Here is a 21,710-nt window from a genome sequence, read left to right as displayed (position 1 = left end):
CAACTCATCGGTCAACCGTCCCACAGCGTGTCGTGCGCGCGATGGACGTCGGTCAGACCGTTCGTGAAGAAGCGCTCGTAGTACTCGTCCTCCACATGATGTGTCTGGAGCCAGATCCCCGGCACGTGGATGGCGTCCGTGTGCGCGGGGAACCGGCGGTGCGTGGCCAGGATGTACGTACAGATGTCACGGGCGCAGTCGATGACCCGCGCGTCGTACTCGCTGGCCTCGGCGAGATACCGCTGCCCGTAGTCCTCCTTGTAGATGCGGGCGAAGACGTCCTTGTCGCCGTAGGTGCCGCCGGTGCCGAACTTCGACTCGACGACCGCGTCCACGGCGTCCGACATCGAGGCGTGCGTGGGCGGACAGGCCGCCGCGATCAGCGGTTCGCCCGTCGCCGGGTCGGTGAGCCCGACCGGGTGCGAGCGCAGGTTCGCGTACTTCGGCAGCGGGACGTGCCAGCGCCACAGGTCGGCCAGGCGCCAGCGCGGGGTGACGAAGGTGAAGCCGAGCATCCTGCCGTACTTCTTGTTGAACTTCGGGTCCCCCAGCGCGATCTGCGGGTTGATCGAGGCGTGGATCCAGGCGCCCAGGCCCATCGCCTCCGCCGTCAGCATCACCGTCTGGAGGAGGAGGTCCGCCTCGATCTGGGTGCGCATCGGGCCGAGCGAGCCCAGCGGCAGCTTCAGGTCCTTGTTCAGGAAGCCGTTGTCGATCCACTTCTTCACGCCCGCCGGACGGTACAGATTGCGGTCGTCGACGAGCGTCGGCCGCGCCCCGTCGGGCTGGGTGAGCAGATACATCAGGGCGTTGATGTACTGGTGCGAGAGGTCGACCACCGGGAGGAGCACCGTCGTCCCCGGCAGATTGGACAGGAAGCGGTTCGAGTCCAGGTACGCCGGGAAGTCGCGCAGCCCCTCGGCGACGTCGAGCCGGTGGTCGAGGACCCGCACCTTCGTCTTCCGCGCCCGCTCCACCAGCGCCTCGGCCGTGAACGGCTCCTGGGGCGCGGGCGGCAGCTTGCGCAGGAAGTACGTGCCGCTGTCGTTGATCAGGAAGAAGTGCGTGCCCTGCGCGTTGTCGGGACTGCCCGCGGTGCGGCCCGTCATCGTCAGGTTCGGCTTCGACATGATCGGCTTGCCGTCGCGCGGGTCCTCGAACGGGCGGTCCGGCATGGTGAGTCCGGTGGAGCCGGTGACCGCGATGAGCACCGCCTCCTCCAGCTCGCTCAGCGGCTGGGGCTTGTGCGCGGAGCGGTAGCTCATCGAGCCGGCCGGCACCGAGGCGCCCCGCGAGACGCGGTGCGTACGGCGCCGCCACACCGTCTTCAGGAACGGGCGGGCCAGCAGGTCGTCCAGGCCCTTGTGGCCCGCTGTTCCAGCGTCAGTTTCCGTCATGCGCCGCCCCGTTCTCGACCGGCGGCACCGGCCGCCAGGGCGCGAACGCGCTCGCCTCGCGCGGCATCAGGGCCGCGAGCTCCGGGCAGTGCCGCAGCACGACGGACTTCATGCCGCCCTTCTCCACCCAGTCGATGCCCAGCGGCGTGTAGATCTCCGGGCGGTAGTCGACGGTGAGGAAGCGGTCGCTCTGCAGCCGCCGCGTCGCCATCAGAATGAAGATCCGGAACGCGGTGTCGGAGAAACCGAACCCGGTCGGCGGGTTCTCCGCGAACAGACCGACGACGGTGTCGATCTCGTCGACGTCGCGGTACACGTCCTTGAGCCGGGCGAGCGTCTCCGGCTCCTGCGTCAGGTCCTCGAAGCGGCGGATGCGCTCCTTGTGCAGCCCCGCACGGAAGTCGTTGTAGCGCGGCACCCCGCGCCGCCGGGTCCGTACGAGATCCACCACCGACAGATCGATGATCTCCCCGTCGCGCTGGAAGTGCTGCAGCGACTTCGGGTAGTTGTGCAGCGTGATCGCGCCCGGGTGCGCGATGCCGAACGAGTACAGCGTGTCGGCGAGCCCCGTCTTGCGGATCTGGCTCTCGGCCGCCGCCCCCTGGATGTCGGTGAAGGTGACCGTCTCCAGGCGCTGCCCGAAGTGGTGCTCGCGCAGCTCGTAGTCGTCCGGGATCAGCGGGTGCATCCGGTACACGGTGACGAAGTCCTCCGTCAGCGAGTACGGCGCCCCGTGGTGGTCGGGCGTCGTCTTCGGGATGCCCGTCAGCGAGTGCGATTCGAGCAGCCACAGACCCAGCTGGTTGAGCCAGTTGCGGGGCGGGCCCTCCCAGTTGGTGCGCAGACCGATGTCGATCGCCTTCGTCGCGAGGATCGCGGGCGTCCACTCCACCGTGTGGATCTTCGCGATGAGCGCGGACACGACCAGGCGCGCCGTGTGGTAGATCCGCTCCTCGCTCATCGACGGGTACTCGGCGCGCAGCGCGTCGCACACCGTGTTGTGCTCGCGTGCGAACAGCGTGTGCATCGCGCTGAGCCCCATCCACCAGTTGTCCTTGAACCCGGTGATCGGGATGCCGGTGCGGTCGATCGGGATGTGCCCGCCGTCCAGCAACAGCCGTGCCCCGCCGTCCGGTTCACGCAGCGCGCGGGCCGTCTGCTCGTCGCCGCCGTACACCTCGGAGCCGTCCCACCAGTGCGACGCGGTGTTCCCGAAGAGGATCGGCGGCTGGTCGCCGGGCAGCTCGATCCCCTCGTTCTCGGCGAACCGCATCGCGTTCTCCTGCGGCCCGTTCGGATGGTTCACCCAGGTGCCCGCGCCGGGCGGCAGCGGCACCTCGACGGTCCTGCCGCCCTCCTTGTAGCGGCGGTGGTTCACCCAGTCGTGGACCTGGAACTGGATCCAGGCCGCGGCGAGGATGTTCAGGCTCGTCGCCGGGACAAAGCTGTCCCGGGTCAGCAGCTGGCGGCTGACCGTCACCGGGTTCGGGGTGTCGAAGAGGTCGGGCCGGTACACCGGCTTCAGGTTGCGGCCGAACGCCGCGCCGATTGCCCCCATCTCGGGCGACGACAGATCGTTGTACGTCCCGTCGTACGAGCGTGCCGTGCGCAGCCGCTCGTCGACCGGCACCGGCACCGGCTGCGCCTTCGGCGGGGCCTCCGGCACATCGGTGTCGATCAGGTTGAGGCGGCGCAGCGCCTTGCGCAGGAACACCAGGTTCAACAGGCTCGCGTCCAGCGGGAGTTGATACCAGGGAACCACCCGGTTCAGGATCCGGAACGTGATCTCGACGGGCACGTCGAGGATCTTGTTCCTGAGCGGCTCCTCGGTCGTGAAGCGGGTGCCGCCGCGCTGTGCCGCACTCGCCTCGTACGCGACCTTGCGGGCCCGGTTCAGATTGCCCAGCGGCCTGAACTGCTCCGTGGTGAACCAGGGGTTGAAGGCCAGCTCCTCGACCCGGCGGGCCGCCGAACGCGCCTCGGCCGTCGTGATGTCCTGACCCGGGATCGTCAGGCGGGCCACCGGGATCGGCGGGGTGATCGCCTCCTTCCACTCCACCGAGCCGTCCTCGACCGGGGTCCGGCGCTCGTCGACGTAGCGCTGCACACACAGGTCGAAGGAGACGTCGTCGCGGGACAGGCGCTGCGCGAGCTCCTTGTGCAGGAAGTTCGGGTCCTTGCGGTCGGGGCGCGGTTCGGCGGCGCCGCCGACGGCCGGGCGCAGCAGATAGCGCACCGGGCCCGCCTCGCCCCACAGGATCGCGCCGCGGCTCCAATAGGTCTCGCGGGCCAGGCTGTTGACGGTGTGCCGGGTCGCCGCCTGGACGTTGCGCCGCATCCGGTCCGCGGTCCCCGGGCCCACGGCCAGGGGGAGCTTCACGAACAGCGCGTAGGCCTTCTCCAGCTGGCTGCGGGCCCCGGCCATCGCCTGGGCGAACGCGACGAACTCGCGGGCGTCGCGGGCGTGCGACACCGGGTAGCTGGTCGCCAGCAGGTCGTGGCTCTCGTCGCCCGTGACCTGGACGCGCACGGCGATGCCGTGCAGATCGGGCGCGCCGTCCGGGCCGCGCACGCCACTGGCGTTGGAGAGCCGCACCGTCGCCGGGTACTCGGCGCCGGCCCGGGCGAAGCCGTTGCTGAGCGCGGCCGGCAGGTCGTCGTTGAAGCGCAGGCGGGCGTTCTCCACGCCGAGCGCGGCCTTCGCGTGGAAGGTCCGCTCGAAGTTCTGGGCGCCGCTCGCCCTGCGGTTGGCGACCTGGACCTGCATGATGTCGCGGGCGAGGCGCTGGAAGACGAGGCGTTCGGCCTCGGGGCTGCCGCCCTCGTACCGCTCGTACTGTGATGACGGGTAGGAAGACTGCGCTGACAGCGCTGACAGCGCTGACTGTCCTGACGGGAATGAGGTGTGACGTTCGGTCTCGGACATCGGTTGCCGTCCCTGTCGTGTGGTGCGATACGTCGGGAGGTCGTACTGCGGGGCGTGTGCACGGACATGTCGGTACGCGCACGGGGGAGGGGCCAGCGACGCTATCGGCGCGCTCTCGGGGCCCGCAGCGTGCGTTCCCGCCATGTCGCGACGGCTCCGTCGGGCACGAACTCCCGTACGGATAAGCGGATTCGGGCTCGTCAGCGGCAAGGTCGGCGACGGCTGGGCCCGCCCCGAGATCGCCGGGGCCCACCGTGCGCCGCCCGGCTCCCATCCGCCCCACCCGACCGTCCCGCTGGTGGCCGGTCAGCGACGCCTTGACGGCCCGGTGCCGCGGTGGTGGGCTGAGGGCTCGCCGCGGGCCCGGTCCGGACACGGCCCGCCGCGGCGCCCACCGGACCCCGCTGACCGGCGCCGCGAGGCGCCGGTCAGCAGCCGTGCGGCCTGCTCCCGGACAGGTCCCGGCAGCCCGCCCAGGGAGGTGCCCCCATGCGGGACACGACCGAGCACGGCCCCGGCTTCGCCGACCTGCGCCCCCTCAAGGAACCGACCGTCCTGGAGCCGGACGGCCGGGGCTTCCCCGTCTACGCCGACCTGCCCGACCGGCTCCTGGAGGACAAGGGCCACCCCGATCCGGACGGCATCCTGCCGCATGTGCTGGCGACCCTGTCCGCCTACGCGTACGCGGGGTTCGACCAGGGCGGCGACGCCCAGACCGTCGCCATGATGGCGACCCGGCTCGGCCTGGAGAAGACCCGCTGCCGGGTCTTCGAGCAGCGCGTCGACGCCCTCTACATCGCCTCGGCGGCGTACCTCGTCCAGGACCGGGACCGCAGGATCGCGATCCTCTGCTATCGCGGCACCCAGCCCGAGGACATCATCAGCATCCTCACCGACGCCGACGTACGCCCGGACACGCTCCGCGTCGACCTCGGCGACGCCGAGCCGTACCAGGTGCACGCCGGCTTCTACCGCAACATGCGCGCCACCCGCTATCTGGTCCTCGAAGCGCTGGAGCGCGCCGTGCGCGGCGAGTCCATCGACCCCGAGGAGCGCGGGGAGCGCAGCGACGGCCTCGAAGCGCTCTACATCACCGGGCACAGCCTGGGCGCCGCGATGGCCGCGCTGATGGCGGTCACCCTCGTCCACGAACCGCGCTACGCCCACATCGCCCGCTGTCTGCGGGCCGTCTACACCTTCGGCCAGCCGATGATCGGCGGGCCCGCGCTCGCCGCGGCCTGCGAGCGCGCCACCGACGGGCACGGCAACCACGTGCTCCGCGACCGGCTGCTGCGCTACATCTACGACCGCGACGTCGTGCCCGCCCTGCCGCCGCGCCCCGTCGGCCCCTACGCGCCCTTCGGCCGGGAGTTCCACTACCGCAGGACCCGGCACGGCCTGGACGCGGCGTTCACGGCGGCCGCCGACGCCGCGGTCGACGCGGTCTCGCTCCCCGGCGACCTGCTCACCGGGACCAGCCCGCTGCTGCGGCTGCGCCGCATGGCGGCGATCCCGCGCCGGGCGGCGGGTCACGGCTGGATCGAGCGCCGCGATCCCGCGCTGCCCTACCCTCAGATGGACAGCCTCGCCGGGCTCGCCGTCGTGGCCCCGCTGGCGTTCTTCGCGGCGCGCCTGGCCCTGACCCGCTCCCTCCCCTTCAAGTACTCCTTCGAGGACCACGGACCCGGCCACTACGTCAACGCCCTGGCCCCGCAAGGGGTGTTGAGCGAGTTCGGAGACGTCCTCTAGGGCGCGGGCCGCGGGGGCGCACCCCTGACAAATGTCATGGCCGGCGCGTGGACGAACTCACTGCCGCCGACCCGGTCCCCGAGCCGACCATGACGGTATGAACTCCACGAACCGGCACCTTCAGGCCCTCCGTCCCGTCAAGCGACTCGTCGCCGGGTACCTCGCCCTCAGCGTGGTGACCCTCGCCGCCGTGATCGCCCTGCGCCACCACGCGTCCGTCGTCGACGACGCGGTGTGGGTGCGCACCGTCCTCGTCACCGCGAGCGCCGTGCTCACGTACGTCTTCGCGAGCCGCGCGGCCCGCGGTTCGCGCGGCGCCTTCCGCAGGCTGCGGATCGTGACCGCCGCGATGCTGGTGGCCGTCGTCGTCATCGTCACGCTGCCCGGCATGTTCCCGGTGTGGCTGCGCGTCGAGCAGAGCGTGTGCGGGCTCCTGCTGCTCGGCTGCGTGGTCGTCGCGAACGGCCGCGCCGTCCGCTCGCTGTTCGCGGCCTCGTGACCCTGCCGGGCCCGCGCGCCGGTGTTGGCGTGCGCGGCATGGACGAGCAGGCCGCCCGGCCCCCGGGCGACGACCCCCAGCGCTGGGCCCTGGGGTGGCGGCGCGGGGTCCTGCTCACCGGGATGCTCGCCTACCCCGTCGTCACCGCCGTGGGCGTCGCCCAGTACGCGACGGGCGCGGCGGCCGTCGCCGGGTACGCGATCGTGGCGGCCTTCGGAGTCTGCTACCTCCTCGCGGCGAACGCGATCCGCGACCGGGCCGGGTGGCGCGAGACGGTGCTGTTCGCCGTCCTGTCCGTCCTCTTCGTCGCGGCCCTGCCGTTCGCCCACGAATTCGCCTTCTTCCTGTGCGCGGTGCTCGTCTCGGGCGCCGCGCTCCGGCTGCCCCGCCGGGCTCCGGTGCTGGTCGCCGCCGGGGCGCTCGCCGCGCTGATCGTGCCCTGGGCGGTGCGGCCCTGGCACACCGGGCCCGCCTGGCTGGAGGCGATCGCGCTGGTCTTCACCGCGCTGACCGTGTACGCGTTCGCGGAGATCGCCGGGTCGAACCGGGCCCTGGTCGAGGCCCGCGCCGAGGTCGCCCGGCTCGCCCGGCAGACCGAGCGCGACCGCATCGCCCGCGATCTGCACGACCTGCTCGGGCACTCGCTGACCGTCATCACCGTCAAGAGCGGCCTCGCCCGCAAGCTGGCCACCGCCGGATCCCCGCGCGCCGTCGACGAGATCACCGAGGTCGAGCAGTTGTCGCGGCAGGCGCTCGCCGACGTACGCGCCGCGGTCTCCGGCTACCGCGAGGCGACCCTCGCCGGCGAACTGGCCCGCGGCCGCGAACTGCTCCGGGCGGCCGGGATCACCGCCCGGCTCCCCACGTCGACCGAGCAGGTACCCCCCGAGCACCAGGAACTCTTCGGCTGGGCCGTGCGCGAGGGGCTGACCAACGTCGTGCGCCACGCACGGGCGGGCCGGTGCACGGTCACCCTCACCCCGGCCTCCGTGGAGATCCACGACGACGGCACGGCAAGCCCGGCCCCCGGCGCGGGGAACGGCCTCGCGGGGCTGCGGGAACGGGTCGCGGCGGCGGGCGGCACCGTGGCGGCCGGACCGGGGAAGAACGGCGGATGGGTGCTGCGCGTGACGGTGCCGACGGCCGATCGGGAAGGTGCCCCGTGAGGCGGCGGCCGTTGCGCCGGGGGCGCCGCGCCCCGGCAGCCCCGGCGAAGCGACCGGGCCCACCCACCCAAGGAGGCACCCCGTGATCCGGCTGCTGCTCGCCGACGACCAGGACCTCATCCGCAGCGCCCTGTCCGCGCTGCTCGACCTGGAGAGCGACTTCGAGGTCGTCGCCGCCGTCGACCGGGGCGACAAGGTCGTCGACGCGGCCCGCGCCGCCCGCCCCGACGTGGCGCTGCTCGACATCGAGATGCCGGGCCTCGACGGGCTCGCTGCGGCCGCGCTGCTCACCCGTGAGATGCCCGCATGCCGGGTCGTCATCCTCACCACGTTCGGCCGGGCCGGCTATCTGCGCCGGGCCATGGCGGCGGGGGCGGTCGGATTCGTGGTCAAGGACGCCCCGCCGGAGGCGCTCGCCGACGCCATCCGCCGCGTCGTGCGCGGCGAACGTGTCGTCGACCCCGACCTCGCCGCGGCGACCCTCGCCGCGGGCGACTCACCCCTGACGGCCCGCGAACGGGACGTCCTGGAGGCCGCCCGCGCCGGCGGTTCGGTGGCGGACATCGCCGCCGCCCTGTTCCTCTCCGAGGGCACCGTCCGCAACTACCTGTCGTCCGTCATCGCCAAGACCGGCACCCGCAACCGGATGGAGGCGCTGCGGGCGGCGGACGAACGCGGCTGGCTGTAAGGACCGGCAGGGACGCCCGTCAGCGCATGTCGGCCGGGCGCTCGGTGCCCTCGAACGGGAACCGGCGGCGGAAGTCGTCCGCGGCGTCCTCCAGCGTCACGAACGAGACGCCCTCGTGCCCGGAGACGTACTCGATGAACCGCTCCAGCATCAGCAGCACCTGCGGCCGCCCGGAGACGTCCGGGTGCAGCGTGACGGGCACGACCGCGTAGTCCAACTCCCGGTGCACCCAGTCGAACTGGTCCTTCCAGTCCTGCTCCAGGGCGCGCGGCGAGACGTACCCGTGGCTGTTGTGCGCGTGCTTGTTGAACATCATGGGCGGCAGGTCGTCGACGTACCAGTTGCCGCAGAACTCGACGAGGTCGACCTCGTGGCCGTGCACGAGCGGCTTCATCCAGTCCTTGGCCTCGGCCGAGTAGTCGATCTTCGTCCAGGAGTCGCCGACCCGGGCGTAGAACGGGGTGAAGTCGCGGTAGTTCTGCGAATGGTCGTAGGAGAAGCCGTACTTGTGCAGCAGCGCCGCCGTCGACTCGGACATCTCCCACCACGGGGCGACGTATCCCTTGGGCGCCCGGCCCGTGAACTGCTCGATCAGTTCGACCGACTTGGCGAGGACGTCCTCCTCCTGCTGCGGGGTCATCGCGATGGGGTTCTCGTGCGAGTAGCCGTGCGCGCCGATCTCGTGGCCCGCCTCGACGACCATCCGGGTCTGCTCGGGGAACGTCTCGATGGAATGCCCCGGGATGAACCACGAGGTGCGGATGTCGTACCGCTCGAAGAGCTTGAGCAGGCGCGGCGTGCCGATCTCACCGGCGAATACACCGCGCTGAATGTCGTTGGGGGAGTCCTCGCCGCCGTAGCTGCCGAGCCAGCCGGCGACCGCGTCCACGTCGACACCGAGGGCGATCTGGATGTCCTTGGGCATGAACAACTGCTCCTGTCTGTAAGGGATTCAGGTCACGTGAGGCGGGTCGTGAGTTCGGCGGTGGCCGCCGCGAGGGCCTGCTGGTCGGCGGCGCTCCACTCGCGCTCGCGCAGGCTGTGCACGGAGATCCAGCCGGTGAGCGCGCCGCCGGTCTGCACCGGGGAGAGCATCTGCGCCCGCACCCCGTACCCGTCGATCAGCGCCTGCGGCGGGTGCGGGGCGTCGCGGAAGTGCGGCTGGACGAGCGGGCGGCGCTCGGCCTCCAGCCATGCGACGGTGTTCAGGCGGCGCTGGTCGAGCGAGGCGTCGCGGCGGATGGAGCGCACTCCCGGGCCGAGCGCCTCGCCCGCCGTCAGGTCGACGTGCAGCCCGTGTCCGGGCAGGTCCACGCGGAACGTCGTACGGTCAGCGCCGGTCGCCCCGAGCAGCTCCGTCAGGACCGACTGGACCCGGGCGCGCAGCGCGCCGTCGCGCAGCAGGGTGCCGTACCCGCTCCAGGACGGGGCCGCCCCCGCGAGGCCGAGGGCCCGCCACAGCGTCGCCGTCACCGAGTCGAACACCGGGACGCCCAGGGCCGGTTCGAGGCGCTCGGCCTCGAAGGCGCCGTACACGTTCGTGCAGACCACGGCGACCGCGTGCGCGCCGTCGCCTGCGGCCCGCTCGATCTGCCCGGCCACGTCGGCCGCCGGGATCCGGGCGAACGCCTCGTTGTCGTCCTCGCCGAACGGCTCGGCGAGGACGCACTCCAGGCCCTCCTTCGCGTACGTCGCCACGATCGCTTCGGCGACGTCACGGGTGTACGGCAGCGCGAGGCCGAGGCGCGTCACGCCGTACGCGGCGCAGGCGTCCAGGAGCGCGAGGGTGGACGTCGTCGCGGGGATGCCGGTTTCGGCGGTGAGCGCGGCGGCCAGGGCGCGGTCGCGCTCGATGCCGAGCCAGGAGCCGGAGGTGCCGTTCCAGACGAGGACGTCGACCTTGGCGTCGGCCAGCTGCCGGGCCGCGGCCAGCATCGGCGCCGGGTCGAACTGGGCGTCGCTGCCCGCGTCGAGGGCGATCCGGGTCACCGGGACCCGGGCGAAGTGCGCGGTGGCGGCTCCGCCGGCGCCGTGCAGCAGGCCGTACGTGACCGGCTCGAGACAGGTGTTGGACGACGGGGTGAGCATGCCCACGCGCAGCGGACGCTTCGTGCTCATCGGACGGTTCTCGCTCATCGGACGGCGAGCCTCCTCGAGTAGTCGATGACCAGGGACGAGACGGTGAACAGGGCGCCCGCGCCGACGAAGTAGAGCAGCGCCCAGGTGTAGGAGCCGGTGCCGCCGACGATGAAGCCGACGGCGATCGGGGTGACGATCCCGGCGATGTTCCCGGAGAGGTTCATGGCGGCGCCGACCACACCGGCGTTCGCCCGGCCGCCGAGCGTGGACGGCAGTGCCCAGTACAGGCCCGCCCAGCGCAGGAAGAACAGGACGACGGAGAGCAGGACGACCGCCGTCGTCGCGTCCGGGACGAGGACGACCCCGAGCAGTCCCGCCATGACGGCCGCGCCCGCGGTCCCCATGAGGGTGCGCTGCACGGTGTTGGCGCCCCCGCCGCGCGCCCGCCAGTGGTCGCTGAGCCAGCCGCCGATCAGCTCGCCGACGAACCCGGCGCCGAAGATCACGAGCGTGGACCAGCCGATCGACTTGATGTCGAAGCCCTTGGTCTCCGAGAGGTAGAGCGGGCCCCAGGTGAGCAGGCCGTAGAAGACGCCGTTGAAGCCCATCCAGCCCAGGCACATGCCCCAGAACGAGCGGTACTTGAGGTAGTCGGAGAGCTTGGCGGGGCGGTCGCCGCCGGCGGCCAGCGCGTCTTCGGCCGCGTGCGCCTTCTCGATGTGCTCGGCCTCCGCGTCGTTCACACCGGGGTGCTCGCGCGGGGTGTCGCGCAGGAACCACAGGGCGAAGAAGCCGACGGCCACGGTCGCGGCACCGGCGACCACGAAGCTGATCCGCCAGCTGCCGGTCCAGGCGATGAGACCGGAGATGGCGACGCCGCCGAGCGCCGAGCCGAGCGGGGCGCCGCCGTCCATCAGGACCGCGCCGCGCCCGCGCTCCTCGGCGGGCAGCCACTGGGCGTTGAGCTTGCCGCCCGCCGGCATCACCGGGGCCTCGACGGCGCCGAGCGCGAGGCGCGCCGTGAGCAGCGAGCCGACGCCGGTCGCCGCCGCGGTGAGCGCGGTCGCCGCGCCCCAGCCGACACAGGCGCCACCGGCCATCCGGCGCGGCCCGAACCGGTCGATGAGCCGGCCCGCGGGCAACTGCATCAGCGCGTACGTCCAGAAGAACGCGCTCAGGACGAAGCCGGTGACCTCCTTCGACAGATGGAGATCCTCGGTGATCAGCGGCAGGGCGACCGAGACGGAGCCGCGGTCGATGTAGTTGAGCGACACGATGCCCAGCAGGAGCAGGAACACCTTCCAACGGGTGCGCGTGGGGCGGGCGCCGGCGGTTCTCGGGGGCCTGTGGTCCGTGCCGGGGACACGGACCCGATTGGCTGACGACATGTCAAACCCTCAGTTCGGCAGGGGGACGTGCTGCGGAAAGGGCATGCCGCGCAGGGCCGTGCGAACGGCCCGGCGGACAACGAGAGAAGCTTTTGACGTGCTCGTTCTGCGCTATGGCATACCAAAGAATGCGGATCGCGCTGCCGCGCGTCAAGCCGTTGGTATACCGTGAGTGCGAATTGACGGGGAGGAAACATGGCACCCACGGGGCCCGGCGACGCGGGCTGGCTGCGCGACCAGGTGTGCGAGGGCATCAGGGACCGGATCATCGACGGTCAACTGCGCCCCGGCGACCGGCTGTTGGAGCGGGACGTCGCCGAGGAGTTCGGGGTCTCCCGGATCCCCGTGCGGGAGGCGATCCGGGTGCTCCTCAGCGAGGGCTTCCTGGAGGCCGTGTCGGCCCGCAAGATCGTCGTCAAGCAGCTCTCGTTCCAGGACGTGCTCGACCTGTTCGACCTCAGGGAGGCGCTGGAGGTGGTGGCCGTGCGACGGGCCGCCGAGCGCGCCCAGCAGCGCCAGATCGACGCCCTCGGCCGACTGCTGACCAGCGCGGAGAAGGCCACCCGCAGCGGCAGGGCCGACCGCATCTCCCGGGCGAACAACGCCTTCCACCAGCACATCGTGGAGATCGCGGGCAACGCACTCCTCGCGTCCACACTGCAGCCGCTGGAGGGCAGGATGCGCTGGCTGCTGCAGCAGGTCGACGACCCGAGCGCGGTGTGGCAGGAGCACAGCGCCCTGTACGAGGCGATCGCGGCGCGTGACGTGGATCTGGCCGCGGACCGGGCCCTGCGGCACGTGCGGCACTATCGGGAAGTGGCCCTGGACGTGCTGTTCGACTCCCGCCCGGCGGACTCGGTGGTGCCACCCCCGCAGTGACGCGGGATCACGGGGCCGGCGCCGGGCCCCGCCCCGTCACGACTGGCGCTTCGCGTGCATCTCCTGGAACAGGTCGAACCCGCCCTCGGGTGTCTGCGTGAACCCCTGCCAGCGGAACGAGTCCTGCGTGACCTCGGAGAACGTCCAGCGCGTCCGCCTGCCCTCGGCGTCGACGCCCTCCTGGACCATGCCGCCCGCGCCGTCGGGGCGCCCGACCTGGGTGAAGTACGACGGGAGCTTCGGCGAGATCCAGGTGATCCGCCACAGCCCGGTCGTGACGTCGTACATCCGCACGGTGGTGCCGGGGAACCGGCCCATGAAGTCGGGGCAGAACAGCACGTCCTGCACCACCCGCCCGCCCAGCGCCCAGCCGAACCGCCACTCGCCCGCCGCCGTGCGCCACACGCCGTCCGGGAACCGGTAGCGATTGCCGATGTCCCAGGTGCCGACCAGGCGGCCGTAGAGCATCAGCGCCTCGGCGTGGTCCGGGTCGGGACCGTCCGCCGAGAGCAGCTCCACCATCGAGTCGTGCGGCGACGCGTTCATCGCGCGAGGCTAACCCGGCTGTCCCTGCGGGGCCAGCTGGCGGCGCACCAGCTCGTGCAGCCGTCCACCGGCGTCCGCCAGCAGCTCCGCGGGCGCACCCTGCTGGACGATGCGGCCCTGCGACATCACGATCACCCGGTCCGCGTCCAGGACCGTCGACAGACGGTGCGCGACGACGATCCGGGTCGCGTTCAACGTGCGGGTGCTGTCGATCACCGTGCGCTGCGTCTCGTTGTCGAGCGCGCTCGTCGCCTCGTCGAAGAAGAGGATCCGCGGGCGCCGGATCAGCGCTTGCGCGATCATCAGCCGCTGCCGCTGGCCGCCGGAGATCGCCCCACCGCCCGCGATCATCGTGTGCAGCCCCATCGGCATCCGCTGGATGTCCTCGGCGAGCCCCGCCATCGCTGCCGCCTCCCACGCCTCCTCCTGCGTGAACGACTCGGCGCCGCAGATGCAGTCGAGGATCGAGCCGGTCAGCGGCTGCGCGTTCTGCAGCACCACCCCGCACTGCCGCCGCACCGCCGCCCGGTCGAGAGCGGCCAGGTCCTGGCCGTCGTACAGGACACTGCCGTGCGTCGGCGCGTCGAAGCCGATCAGCAACCGCAGCAGCGTCGACTTCCCGCAGCCGCTCTCGCCGACCACCGCCACGAACTCGCCGGGGCGGACGGCCAGTGACACGTCGTCGAGGACCAGCGGCCCGTCGTCCGCGTACCGGAAGGAGACCCCGCGCGCCTCCAGCGCCCCGGTCAGCTCGCCCGGCCGGCCCGCCGCCTCGCGCACCTCGGGCTCCGCGTCGAGCACCGGCTTGATCTGCTCGTACATCGGCAGCACGGCCGCCGCCGAGATCAGCGCGCCGGTCAGCTGGGTCACCGACGTCAGCAGCATCGTCACCGACGTGTTGAAGGTGAGGAACTCCGCCGCCGACAGCGAGCCGCGCGCGGGACCGGCGAGCAGCATGAACATCAGCAACGAACACAGCGGCAGATAGACCGAGTTGAGGACCGTCGTCATGTTCTTGATGCGGCCCGCCCGCCGCTGCAGCTCCCGGCTGCGCGCGAACTCCTCGGCCCACGCCGCGTACGCGAAGCTCTCCGCCCCGGCGACCCGCAGCTTCGGCAGGCCGCGCAGCGTCTGGAACGCCCGGTTGTTGAGCTTGTTGCCGAGCACCACCAGACGGCGTTGCCAGCGCAGTTCCCACAGGCCGAGCACGAGGAAGACGCCCGCGACCACGACCAGCATCCCGAGCGCGGCGAGCGCCAGGGGCACGCTGTAGAGCAGCAGCAGGACGAGGTTCATCGCGCCGATCGTCGACGCCTGCACCACGACGGGTCCGACGCCCGACAGGAGCCGGCGGATCGCGCTGATGCCCATCGCCGCGCTCGCCAGCTCACCCGTGGAGCGCGCCGCGAAGAACCGGGTCGGCAACCGCAACAGCCGGTCCCAGAACGCGGGTTGGAGCACGCTCTCCACGCGGCCCTCGACCCGCAGCACCGTCAGGTTCTGCACGAGCATGAACACCGCCGACACGATGCTCGTGACGACCACGGCGAGCGACACCTGCGTGATCAGGCCGGTCTGCGCGTTCGGTACGTACGAGCCGAGGACCCGGCCCGTCGCGACCGGCACCAGCGCGCCGAGCCCCACCGTCACGAGCCCCGCGAGCAGCAGCCTGCGCACGTCGCCCGCCATGGCGCGCGCACTGAACCGCATCAGCCGCCACGGGCTCAACTCGCCCTCCGGCAGCGGCCGGTAGAGCATCGTCGCCCGCTCCTCGAAGTCCGAGGCGTTCCCGTCGGGCCCCCCGTCGATCCGGGTGCGGCGCTCGCGCGCTCCTGTCGACGGGCTCACCGCCTCGTAGCCGCCGCGCCGCCACAGCAGCGCGACCGGCGCCCCGGACGCGGCCCGGAACCCGATCAGCGGGCCCACGTCCTGCCGCCACCACGCACCGGTGAGCCGGATGGGTCTGGTCCTGACCCGGGAGGCCACCGCGATCTGCTCCACCGGGTCGATCCGGTCGCCGGCCGCGCCGCCGAGCCCCGGTCCGGCGAGCGTGATCCCGGCCGCGCGAGCCACCAGCTTGCAGGCCGCGTACGTCGCGTCGACCCCGGCGTCGGCGCCACCCCGGCCCCGCCTGCGCCGCGTCCCGATCGAGGCGAGCAGGGTGCGGTCGGCCTGCTCGCGGACGGCCTCGCCCGCGCGGATCCCGGCCGCGGCCCGGTCCTCGTGGGCGCTCTCCAGCCGTTCGATCCAGCGGTCGAGGGTCGACAGCAGCCGGTACTGCTGGTTCACCATCCGCTGCCACAGCCCGCTGTCGACGAGCAGATCGGTGGCGGCGTCGGCGGCGTAGGCGGAGCCGTACTGCACGCTGCCAGGGGCGAGCTGGGGCCACAGCACGTCGTCGTCGCCGGTGACGCCGTCGTCCGTGGTGCGGCCGTCGAGCGGCGCCTCGAACAGGACGCGCTGCCCGCGCCCGACGCCCAGCGCGAACGCCTCCTCCAGCAGGCTCCACGCCATGTCGTACGAACCGTACGAGGCGTCGTACGGCAGCTCGCGCAGCGGAATGCGGCGGACCGTGCACCCCGTCAACGGCCGCCCCACCAGCGTGTGTTGCGTGCCCTCCACCGGGCCGAGCAGCAGCGTGCCCGGCTCCAGACGGCCCAGGAAGTGCCAGTGGCCCTGCGTGAGGGCGTCCACCGCGAACAGGTCGAGCGCCCCGCCCGCGACCAGCCACAACACCTGCGGCCCCTCCAGCGGCAGACTGCGCAGGCCCGTGCAGTCGACCGGCGCGCCGAGCCCGCCGAACGCGGCGACGACCTGGTCCGACGAGGTGAAATCCGGTTCCGTGTACGTCACGTCAGTGCTCCCTCACCAGCTCGGCGTACGGCCCGCCCGCCACCACCAGGTGCTCGTGGCGGCCGCGCTCGACGATCTGCCCGTGGTCGAGCACCACGATCTCGTCGCTGTCGCGCACGGTGCTCAGCCGGTGCGCGATGACGACGCAGGCGCAGCCGCGCCTGCGGATGTTGTCCATCACGATCTGCTCGGTCTCGGCGTCGAGCGCGCTCGTCACCTCGTCGAGGACGAGGATGCTGGGGCGGCGCACCAACGCCCGCGCGATCTCCAGGCGTTGCCGCTGCCCGCCGGAGAAGTTCCGGCCGTCCTGCTCGACGGGGCCGTGGATCCCCCCGGGCCGCCGCGCCACCACGTCGTACAGACACGCGTCGCGCAGCGCCTCGACGACCGCCTCGTCGCTGATCGACGGGTCCCACAGCGCCACGTTGTCCCGCACGGTCCCCTCGAAGAGGAAGACGTCCTGGTCGACGAAGGAGACAGAAGCGGCGAGCGCGCCGCGCGGGATGTCGTCGAGGCGCCGGTCGTCGATCCGGATGACGCCCTCCCAGGGGGCGTACAAACCCGAAATCAGCCTGGACACCGTCGACTTGCCGCTGCCGGAGCCGCCCACCAGCGCCACCTGCTGCCCCGGGCCGACCGTCAGCGAGAACCCGGAGAGCAGCGGCTTGTCGAGCGGGCTGTAGCCGAAGGTGATGTTCTCCAGCTCCACGTGCCCGCGCAGCCGCCGCGTGCTGCGCACCTGCTCGGGGCGCGCGTAGAGGGTGTCGACGGGAAAGTTCTCGACGTCCTTGAGGCGGGCCACGTCGGCGGCGAAGTCCTGGACGCGGCCCGCGACGCCGTTCAGTCGGGTGATGGGCGCGGTGAACCGGGTGACCAGCGCCTGGAAGGCGACGAGCAGACCCACCGACAGATGCCCCTCGACCGCCCGCATACCGCCGATCCACAGGATCAGCGCACTGTTCAGCGTGGCGAGCGTCGGCGCGACGATCCCCAGCCAGGCGCTCGGCACCCCGAGCCGCTGCTGCTCCTCCAGCGTCGTCGCGTGCTGCCCGGCCCACTTGCGGAAGTAGCCGTCCTCACCGCCCGTCGCCTTCATCGTCTCGATCAACTGGAGCCCGGTGTACGAGGTGTTGGTCAGCCGCGCCGTGTCCGCGCGCAGCTTCTGCGTCCGCGTCGCGCGCAGCCGCACCACGATCCGCATCGCCACGACATTGAGCAGCGCGATGCCGACGCCGACCATCGTCAGCTGCGGGTCGTACGACCACAGCAGCGCCGCGTAGAGCAGCACGACGATGCCGTCGACACCCGCGGCGGTGAGGTCCCGCGCGAGGGTCTCGGACACGGCGTCGTTCGACTGGAGCCGCTGTACCAGGTCGGCCGGGCTGCGCTGCGCGAAGAACGTCACGGGCAGCCGCAGCAGATGCCCGAAGAACCGGGCGCTGCTCAGCGTCGACGAGATGATGCGCCCGCGCAGCAGATTCGCCTGCTGGAGCCAGGTCAGCGCGGCGGTCAGTGCCACCATCGCGCCCATGGAGGCGAACAGGGCGCCGAGCAACGAGGTCTGATCACCGATCAGGAACAGATCGATGTACGTCTTGCCGAGCGCGGGCACCGCCGCGCCCACGGCGACCAGGAGCAGGCTCGCGAGCAGCGCGGCGAGCATGGTCCCCGTCGTGCCGCGCAGCCGCCCCGGCAGCGCCTTCAGAACGCCCGGCCGACGCCCGCCTCTTTGGAAGTCGTCCCCCGGCTCCATCACCAGCACGACGCCGGTGAAGCTGGTGTCGAAGTCCTCCATCGGCACGAACCGGCGCCCCTTGTCGGGGTCGTTGACCGACACCCCGCGCCGGCCGAAGCGGCGGGCCATGCCCTCGTACACGACGTAGTGGTTGAACTCCCAGAACAGGATCGCGGGGCCCTGCACCTCGCCCAGGGCGGCCGGTTCCATCTGCATGCCCTTGGCCGTGAGGCCGTAACTGCGGGCGGCCTTCAGGATGTTGCTGGCGCGCGAGCCGTCCCGGGAGACACCGCACGCGATGCGCAGCTCCTCCAGCGGGAGGTGCCGGCCGTGGTGGGCGAGGACCATCGCGAGCGCCGCGGCGCCGCACTCGACGGCCTCCATCTGCAGCACGGTCGGCGTGCGCACCCTCCCGCGCCGCTTGGGCGGTGGGGGAGGGGCGGGCCTGGCCCGGCGGCGGCCGTGTCCTGCGGGCGGAAGGGAGGTGGTCGTCACGGCAGCAGCCAATCGATCGGGCGCTGCGCGGCGAGGTGCACGGCGCCGGACGTGAGCGTCATCGAGGTCAGGGACCAGGGCGGCCCGTCATCGGTGGACCAGGCGTAGCCGGAATCGGTCGACGCGGACCTCTTCAACTGCACGAGGACCGGCACCCGGGCGCCGCCCCTGGCCAACTGGCCCGCGATCTCGGTGTCCCCGAGGAAGTCGGCGATCTGCCGCCGCGTCTGCGCCGCCCGCCCGACGGCCTTCACGGTGCCGCGCAGCACCCCGTGCTGCTGGGCGGCGGGCACGGTCAGATCGACGGACGCCCCCGCCGGGATGTTCGCGGCCCCGGTCGCGGGCACGTAGACCATCGCCACCAGCGGGTCACGGGCGGAACCGGTCTTCTCCACCGTCGCCACGTCGGCGCCGGTGCGCACGACGGAACCGATCCGCGCGACGAGCGCCGTGACGCGCCCGGCGTCGATCGCCCGCACGGCCCGATCGCCCCGCGTGGTACGGATCTTGAGCAGCGGCGCGTCGGCGGCGACCCGCTGCCCCTCCTTCACGTACACCCCGGTGACCTGTCCCGTGACCGGGGTCTGGAGCACGTAACTGCCCTGCCCGTACGTGAGAATCCCGCTCGCCGTGACCGTCGACGACACGGACCCGGTCACCGCCCACACGCACGACGCGGCCATCACCACCACGGTGACGGCGAGCGCGAGCAGTCCCTGCGGCCGTGCGAGCCGCACCGGGAGATCAAGGCTCTCCGGTGACTGCAGTTTGGACAGGGCCTGTTGGCGGAACTGCACAGGTCTTTCCCTTACGTCGCTGAAGCGCGGGCGGCGGCCCGGCGGCCGGGGCCCGAAACCGCCCGAAGGCCCCGGGACATGGAAGGTCCCGAGGCCTGGGTGCGTCGCGCCCGTCAGGTGGGCGACGCGGTGATCCGTCGGATCCGGCTCAGAGGCCGGCGACCAGACCGGTGGCGAGGCCGGTGACGGCGCCGGTGTTCACACCGGTGAGGCCCTCGACCGTGCCGACGACACCGGCGACGGTGCCGGAGACCGGGGCGATGCCGTCAACGGTGCCCGTGACCTGGCCGACGAGGCCGCCGACGAGACCGCCGGAGACGTTGTCCAGCTCGGCGTCGGAAATCTCGAGGGTCTCGACCTTGGGGGTGTTGCTCATGATGTGAGCCGCCCTTCTCATGGGTATCTCGGGGGATATTCGCAAAACGCGGAAGGTGCCGGAAACCGGCGGGGACCGAATCCGTCGCCGTTCCGCGATGCGGAGGATCAAAGCACGCCGACGCGTCGCACAGCCAATCGGAAGCTCACCGGTCAGAGGGGATGTGCGAGCTCAATTGCCGTGAGGTGCAGGCCCGTTCACGACCCGGTGGCAAGGTCTCCACATTCTTCACCGAGCGAAATGCGCGGCCCCCGCCCGCACATTCACCAAAGGGGACACTCGCGCATCAATGGGTTTCGTCGCGTGCAGCCTGAAATGGATTTCCTGCGGCCCGCGTGACTGCTCTGCGCAATCGCTGTGCAGGTTTCTGACACGCCACCGCGCAGGCCGTGAGCACGGCGGGCGGCACGAATCCCCACGGCGCCGCCGACTCGTGCACACCGACGGCGCAGGCGGCCCCGCCGACCACGGCCGTCAGGCGTGCGGCGACCCAGAACTGACCGGCGTGCCGGTCCGTCCCTTCGACGGTTCCGGTCACGAGCGTGGTGAGGGTGCCCGTGAAGTAGGTGGTGGGCGCGGCGCCCGCACCGGCGGCGACCATCGCGGCGGACTGCCCGCCCATCGCCACGGCGGCGACCACGAGCAGCACGGTTTGCCAGGCCCCGCCGGGCCGCCCGTCGAGCGCGGCGCCGATGACGGCGACCGCGCCGAGCAGCCCGCACTGCGCGCACAGCCACGCGACGACGGCCCCGGGCCACACCCCGCCCCACGTGCCGCCCTCTTTCCCGGTCCTGCACACGAGGGCGGCGGCAGCGGCGCCCGCCACATACCCGCCGAGCGCGTACAGCGGCCCGGCGACCTCCGCCATCGACCCCTGCCCCGCCGAGATCCCGAGCAGCACGAGGTTCCCGGTCATGACCCCGGCGAACACGGTGCCCAGCGCCGTGAACGCCAGCGCGTCCACGGCACCGGAGGCCGCGGCGAGCAACAGGAGGGTGACTTGGGCGCGATTGTTCATGGGCCCGACGGTAGAACGGTTCAGGAGTGGGGGCCGCGATGGCGGGGTGAACGGCCGTGTCAGTGGTCGCGTCCAAGGTCTCGGCCATGGGCTTCAACGGATCGTTCATCGTGGCGCGGGCCGACGGACCGCTGACGGAGTCGCCGGCCGTCCGGGCCGCGGACTACGCGTGGTGGCTGCAAGCCGTCCTCGTGGCCGAGTGCGATTCGCCGGCGGAGGACCTGGTCCGCGCGCTCGTCCATGCCTTGGGGTTCCGGTTCCGTGCCGGGGCCGAGGCGGCACCGCCCGCCGAGCAGCCCCTCAACAGGCCTGGTCCAGTGTGACCTCGACGGAGACCGGGGCGGCCCGCCACAGCGCGCTGAGCGCGGGCTCCCAGTCGACGAGGCGGCGCAGGGCGGCGAGCGCCGCCGCCCGGGGCGCACCGAGCGCGGCGAAGTCGAACCCGCTGTCCCCGCCTGCGATGACGGGCTGGTGCCCCGGTGCGGCGTCGTCGGCGAAGCGGGCCCGGAACTCCACCTGCCAGTACCCGGGCTGCCAGTACGGGTCGCTCCGGTCGGCTCCCTCGTCGACGGCCAGCTGCCGCCCGAAGGAGAGCCCGGAGTACGTCCCGTCCCGGTCGCCCCGGTCCCACGTCCCCCACTGCACGATCAGCCCGTCGCCGTCCTCCTCGGGACCCGCGACCCCCTCGACCGGCACCTGCGCGAACTCCTCGAAGGCGCCCCAGGCGGCCTCCATGTCGCAGACACCGCCAAGGGCGCCGCGGCGCCCGAGGATCCGCTCGAACTCCGCGGCACTGGACCGCCAGGGGATGGACATGCGGGCCAGACTAGCCGGGCCCGCAGCCTCGGCCACCCGCTGTCGAGTGCGTCATCTCGGCGGCCCGGTGCGGCATGGATCTCGCCGACGCCGACGCCGACGCCGACGCCGACGCCGACGCCGACGCCGACGCCGACGCCGACGCGGACGCCGACGCCGACGCCGACGCGCGGCTGCGCACCCGGGAGGTCCTCGGCGGACTTGCCCGACGCCCCGCACGATCACGCCGGGCTTTGACTACCCTGTGCGCCAGGGGCGTGTGACGGGCCCGCCGGGCGACCGGCGCAGGCCACCCCTGTCGAA

General features: G+C 72.3%; 19 protein-coding genes. 7 read left to right on the top strand and 12 right to left on the bottom strand.

Annotation, left to right across the window (positions count from 1 at the left end):
* Nucleotides 1–11 precede the first annotated feature (11 nt).
* Both J3486_RS06395 and J3486_RS06390 read right to left on the bottom strand, forming a co-directional pair.
* Nucleotides 12–1,397, bottom strand: a complete 1,386-nt coding sequence (locus tag J3486_RS06395; protein WP_207819056.1) for a hypothetical protein — start codon at nucleotides 1,395–1,397, stop codon at nucleotides 12–14.
* Nucleotides 1,384–4,323, bottom strand: a complete 2,940-nt coding sequence (locus J3486_RS06390; RefSeq protein ID WP_207819055.1) for a peroxidase family protein — start codon at nucleotides 4,321–4,323, stop codon at nucleotides 1,384–1,386. Before J3486_RS06390 ends, J3486_RS06395 begins: the two co-directional genes overlap by 14 nt.
* A gap of 489 nt (nucleotides 4,324–4,812) precedes the next feature.
* Here J3486_RS06390 and J3486_RS06385 point away from each other — a divergent pair, with 489 nt between their 5' ends.
* From J3486_RS06385 to J3486_RS06370, 4 genes are all read left to right on the top strand, one after another.
* Nucleotides 4,813–6,072, top strand: a complete 1,260-nt coding sequence (locus J3486_RS06385) for a hypothetical protein (protein ID WP_207819054.1) — start codon at nucleotides 4,813–4,815, stop codon at nucleotides 6,070–6,072.
* Nucleotides 6,073–6,169: 97 nt separating this feature from the next.
* Nucleotides 6,170–6,571, top strand: coding sequence for a hypothetical protein (locus J3486_RS06380; protein ID WP_207819053.1), 402 nt, complete (start codon nucleotides 6,170–6,172; stop codon nucleotides 6,569–6,571).
* Between the two features lie 38 nt (nucleotides 6,572–6,609).
* Entirely contained in the window at nucleotides 6,610–7,737 is a 1,128-nt protein-coding gene (locus J3486_RS06375) for a sensor histidine kinase (RefSeq protein ID WP_207819052.1), read from the top strand.
* An 82-nt stretch (nucleotides 7,738–7,819) separates the two neighbouring features.
* The gene (locus J3486_RS06370) at nucleotides 7,820–8,425 is read left to right on the top strand and encodes a response regulator (RefSeq protein WP_207819051.1); all 606 of its coding nucleotides are present in this window, start codon (nucleotides 7,820–7,822) and stop codon (nucleotides 8,423–8,425) included.
* A 19-nt stretch (nucleotides 8,426–8,444) separates the two neighbouring features.
* Here the strand turns inward: J3486_RS06370 and J3486_RS06365 are convergent, their stop codons facing one another.
* Genes J3486_RS06365 through J3486_RS06355 form a run of 3 tightly spaced genes read right to left on the bottom strand, consistent with a single transcriptional unit; the run spans nucleotide 8,445 to nucleotide 11,892 of the window.
* Complete coding sequence (locus J3486_RS06365; protein WP_207819050.1) at nucleotides 8,445–9,350, bottom strand: polysaccharide deacetylase; 906 nt, start codon at nucleotides 9,348–9,350, stop codon at nucleotides 8,445–8,447.
* 32 nt (nucleotides 9,351–9,382) lie between these two features.
* Nucleotides 9,383–10,561: a GAF domain-containing protein gene (locus J3486_RS06360; RefSeq protein WP_207819049.1), complete on the bottom strand. Its 1,179-nt coding sequence runs from the start codon at nucleotides 10,559–10,561 to the stop codon at nucleotides 9,383–9,385.
* Nucleotides 10,558–11,892, bottom strand: a complete 1,335-nt coding sequence (locus J3486_RS06355; RefSeq protein ID WP_207819048.1) for an MFS transporter — start codon at nucleotides 11,890–11,892, stop codon at nucleotides 10,558–10,560. The genes J3486_RS06360 and J3486_RS06355 overlap by 4 nt, the downstream gene beginning before the upstream one ends.
* A gap of 195 nt (nucleotides 11,893–12,087) precedes the next feature.
* Here J3486_RS06355 and J3486_RS06350 point away from each other — a divergent pair, with 195 nt between their 5' ends.
* A complete protein-coding gene (locus J3486_RS06350; RefSeq protein ID WP_207819047.1) occupies nucleotides 12,088–12,771 on the top strand; it encodes a GntR family transcriptional regulator in 684 nt (227 codons plus the stop codon).
* A 36-nt stretch (nucleotides 12,772–12,807) separates the two neighbouring features.
* On the opposite strand, the gene J3486_RS06345 is transcribed toward J3486_RS06350, so the two are convergent.
* From J3486_RS06345 to J3486_RS06320, 6 genes are all read right to left on the bottom strand, one after another.
* On the bottom strand, nucleotides 12,808–13,317 hold the full coding sequence (locus tag J3486_RS06345; protein ID WP_207819046.1) for a hypothetical protein: 510 nt from the start codon (nucleotides 13,315–13,317) through the stop codon (nucleotides 12,808–12,810).
* 9 nt (nucleotides 13,318–13,326) lie between these two features.
* On the bottom strand, nucleotides 13,327–16,170 hold the full coding sequence (locus J3486_RS06340) for an NHLP bacteriocin export ABC transporter permease/ATPase subunit (RefSeq protein ID WP_207819045.1): 2,844 nt from the start codon (nucleotides 16,168–16,170) through the stop codon (nucleotides 13,327–13,329).
* Between the two features lies 1 nt (nucleotide 16,171).
* Nucleotides 16,172–18,400 carry an NHLP family bacteriocin export ABC transporter peptidase/permease/ATPase subunit gene (locus J3486_RS06335; RefSeq protein ID WP_374194696.1) on the bottom strand — a complete coding sequence of 743 codons (2,229 nt, stop codon included), beginning with the start codon at nucleotides 18,398–18,400 and terminating at the stop codon, nucleotides 16,172–16,174.
* The gene (locus J3486_RS06330; protein ID WP_207819043.1) at nucleotides 18,397–19,197 is read right to left on the bottom strand and encodes an HlyD family efflux transporter periplasmic adaptor subunit; all 801 of its coding nucleotides are present in this window, start codon (nucleotides 19,195–19,197) and stop codon (nucleotides 18,397–18,399) included. The genes J3486_RS06335 and J3486_RS06330 overlap by 4 nt, the downstream gene beginning before the upstream one ends.
* Before the next feature lie 148 nt (nucleotides 19,198–19,345).
* Nucleotides 19,346–19,573, bottom strand: coding sequence for a type A2 lantipeptide (locus tag J3486_RS06325; protein ID WP_207819042.1), 228 nt, complete (start codon nucleotides 19,571–19,573; stop codon nucleotides 19,346–19,348).
* Nucleotides 19,574–19,859: 286 nt separating this feature from the next.
* Nucleotides 19,860–20,591: a DUF1275 family protein gene (locus J3486_RS06320; protein WP_207819041.1), complete on the bottom strand. Its 732-nt coding sequence runs from the start codon at nucleotides 20,589–20,591 to the stop codon at nucleotides 19,860–19,862.
* A 56-nt stretch (nucleotides 20,592–20,647) separates the two neighbouring features.
* Here J3486_RS06320 and J3486_RS06315 point away from each other — a divergent pair, with 56 nt between their 5' ends.
* Nucleotides 20,648–20,914: a hypothetical protein gene (locus J3486_RS06315; protein ID WP_207819040.1), complete on the top strand. Its 267-nt coding sequence runs from the start codon at nucleotides 20,648–20,650 to the stop codon at nucleotides 20,912–20,914.
* Here the strand turns inward: J3486_RS06315 and J3486_RS06310 are convergent.
* A complete protein-coding gene (locus J3486_RS06310) occupies nucleotides 20,892–21,407 on the bottom strand; it encodes a hypothetical protein (protein WP_207819039.1) in 516 nt (171 codons plus the stop codon). The two genes, J3486_RS06315 and J3486_RS06310, sit on opposite strands and share 23 nt — an antisense overlap.
* A 74-nt stretch (nucleotides 21,408–21,481) precedes the next feature.
* Between J3486_RS06310 and J3486_RS06305 the strand changes: the two genes are divergently transcribed.
* On the top strand, nucleotides 21,482–21,670 hold the full coding sequence (locus J3486_RS06305) for a hypothetical protein (protein ID WP_207819038.1): 189 nt from the start codon (nucleotides 21,482–21,484) through the stop codon (nucleotides 21,668–21,670).
* Nucleotides 21,671–21,710: the final 40 nt, after the last annotated feature.

Source organism: Streptomyces sp. VRA16 Mangrove soil (assembly GCF_017377775.1).
Lineage (GTDB): Bacteria > Actinomycetota > Actinomycetes > Streptomycetales > Streptomycetaceae > Streptomyces.
This window is presented reverse-complemented; position numbering and strand designations above follow the sequence as displayed.